At 74.1% G+C, this 2,322-nt stretch carries 1 protein-coding gene; it reads right to left on the bottom strand.

Annotated elements, in window-relative coordinates; genetic code table 11:
* Positions 1-38 precede the first annotated feature (38 nt).
* Positions 39-2,201, bottom strand: a complete 2,163-nt coding sequence (locus C1I99_RS31170; RefSeq protein WP_111137718.1) for an elongation factor G-like protein EF-G2 — start codon at positions 2,199-2,201, stop codon at positions 39-41.
* Between the last annotated feature and the right edge of the window lie 121 nt (positions 2,202-2,322).

Raw genomic sequence — 2,322 nt, 5'->3', positions numbered from 1 at the left:
GCACGCGCCTCCGCCCGCCCGCGCACCCCGCTCCGGCGTCAGGGGTGGGTGGCGTGTTCCTTACGGACCTGTTCGGCGAGGTGGGTAGGCACCGGCTCGTAACGGGCGAACCGGCGGCGGAACGTGCCGGTGCCGGAGGTCATCGAGCGCAACTCCACGGCGTACCGCAGCAGTTCGGTGGCGGGCACCTCGGCGCGGACCAGGGTGCGCCCCTCGGCGTCCGGGTCCGGTTCGGTGCCGAGCACCCGGCCGCGCCGGCCGGACAGGTCGCCCATCACCGCGCCGACGGATGTGTCCGCTACCCGGACGGTCACCTCGTCGACCGGTTCCAGCAGTGCCGGCTGGCCCTTCTCCGCGGCGTCGCGCAGGGCGAGGGCACCGGCGGTCTGGAAGGCCGCGTCGGAGGAGTCGACGCTGTGCGCCTTGCCGTCGACGAGGGTCACCCGCAGGTCCACCACCGGGTGCCCGGCGACCAGGCCGCGCTCCATCTGGGCGCGTACCCCCTTCTCCACCGAGGGGATGTAGTTGTGCGGCACCGCGCCGCCGACCACCCGGTCGACGAACTCGAAGCCGGCGCCGCGCGGCAGCGGTTCGACCTCGATGTCGCAGACGGCGTACTGGCCGTGGCCGCCGGACTGCTTGACGTGCCGGCCGTGCCCCGTGGCCGGGACGGTCAGCGTCTCCCGCAGCGGGACCCGCACCGGCTCGGTGTCCAGTTCGACCCCGCCGGCACGCAGCCGCTCCAGCACGACGTCGGCGTGCGCCTCGCCCATACACCAGAGCACCAGCTGGTGGGTCTCCGGGTTGCGCTCCAGCCGCAGGGTGGGGTCGCCGGCGACCAGCCGGGCCAGGTTGCGGGCCAGGGCGTCCTCGTCGGAGCGGCTCTTCGCCACGATGGCCACCGGCAGCAGCGGCTCGGGCATCTCCCAGGGGGCGACCAGCAGCGGGTCGTCCTTGGCGGAGATGGTGTCGCCGGTCTCCGCGCTGCCGGATTTGGTGATCGCGCAGATGTCGCCGGCCACGCAGGCCGGCACTTCGCGCAGGTTAGCGCCCAGCGGGGTGTAGACGTGCCCGACCCGCTCGTCGGCGTCGTGGTCGGGGTGCCCCCGCTCGGCCAGGCCGTGCCCGGAGACGTGCACGGTCTGTTCGGGGCGCAGCGTGCCGGAGAAGACCCGGACCAGGGAGACCCGCCCGACGTGCCGGTCGACGGTGGTCTTGACGACCTCGGCCACCAGCGGACCGTCGGGGTCGCAGGACAGCGGCGGCCGGGGTGAGCCGTCCACGCCGGTGACGGCCGGCAGTTCGTGCTCCAGCGGCGACGGGAAGCCGGCGGTGAGCACTTCCAGCAGCGCGTCCAGCCCCACCCCGGTTTCCGCGCAGACCGGCACCACGGGGTAGAAGTGGCCCCGGGCGACCGCCTTCTCCAGGTCCTCGATGAGCAGCTCGGTGCCGATTTCCTCGCCGCCGAGGTACCGGTCCATCAGGGACTCGTCCTCACTCTCGGCGATGATCCCCTCGATCAGCTCGTTGCGGGACTCGGCGATGGCCGGCAGGTGCTCCGGGTCGGGGTCGCGCACCTCGGCGGGTAGCCCGGCGGTGTAGTCGAACACCCGGCGGGTGATCAGCCCGAGCAGGCCGACGGTGGAGACGCCGTCGTCGCCGAGCATCGGCAGGTAGAGCGGGAGCACGTTGTCGCCGAAGACGCGCTGGCAGAGCGCCACCGCCTCGTCGAAGTCGGCGCGCGGGTGGTCGAGCCGGGAGACGGCGACCGCCCGGGGCATGTCGACCGCGGCGCACTCCTCCCAGAGGGCGGCGGTGGCCGCGTCCATCCCGTCGACGGCGGAGACGACGAACAGCGCGGCGTCGGCGGCGCGCAGCCCGGCCCGCAGCTCACCGACGAAGTCGGCGTAGCCGGGGGTGTCGAGCAGGTTGACCTTGATGCCGTCGTGCATCAGCGGCGCGCAGGCCAGGCTCACCGAACGCTGCTGGCGCACGGCCGCCGGGTCGTGGTCGCAGACCGTGGTGCCGTCGGTGACCGTGCCGGCCCGGCCGATCGTGCCGGTGGCCGCGAGCAGCGCCTCGACCAGGGTCGTCTTGCCGGCTCCGGAGTGCCCGACGAGCACCACGTTGCGGACCCTGCCGGGCTCGGTCACCACCGGCGCGCCGCCGGTGACCCCCTTCTCCTGATTCTTCTGCGCCATGGGGCGCACCTCCCTCAGCGGTGGTGGGTGGCGACCGCCGCGCGCGACGGGGAAGCGGCCCGGGCGGGTTCCGCGGCGATATCCTCCGGTGGTCGGCTGCTGTGCGGGGACGGGACGGGCG

The sequence above is a fragment of the Micromonospora deserti genome (assembly GCF_003236335.1).
In the GTDB taxonomy this organism is placed as follows: domain Bacteria; phylum Actinomycetota; class Actinomycetes; order Mycobacteriales; family Micromonosporaceae; genus Micromonospora; species Micromonospora deserti.
This window is presented reverse-complemented; position numbering and strand designations above follow the sequence as displayed.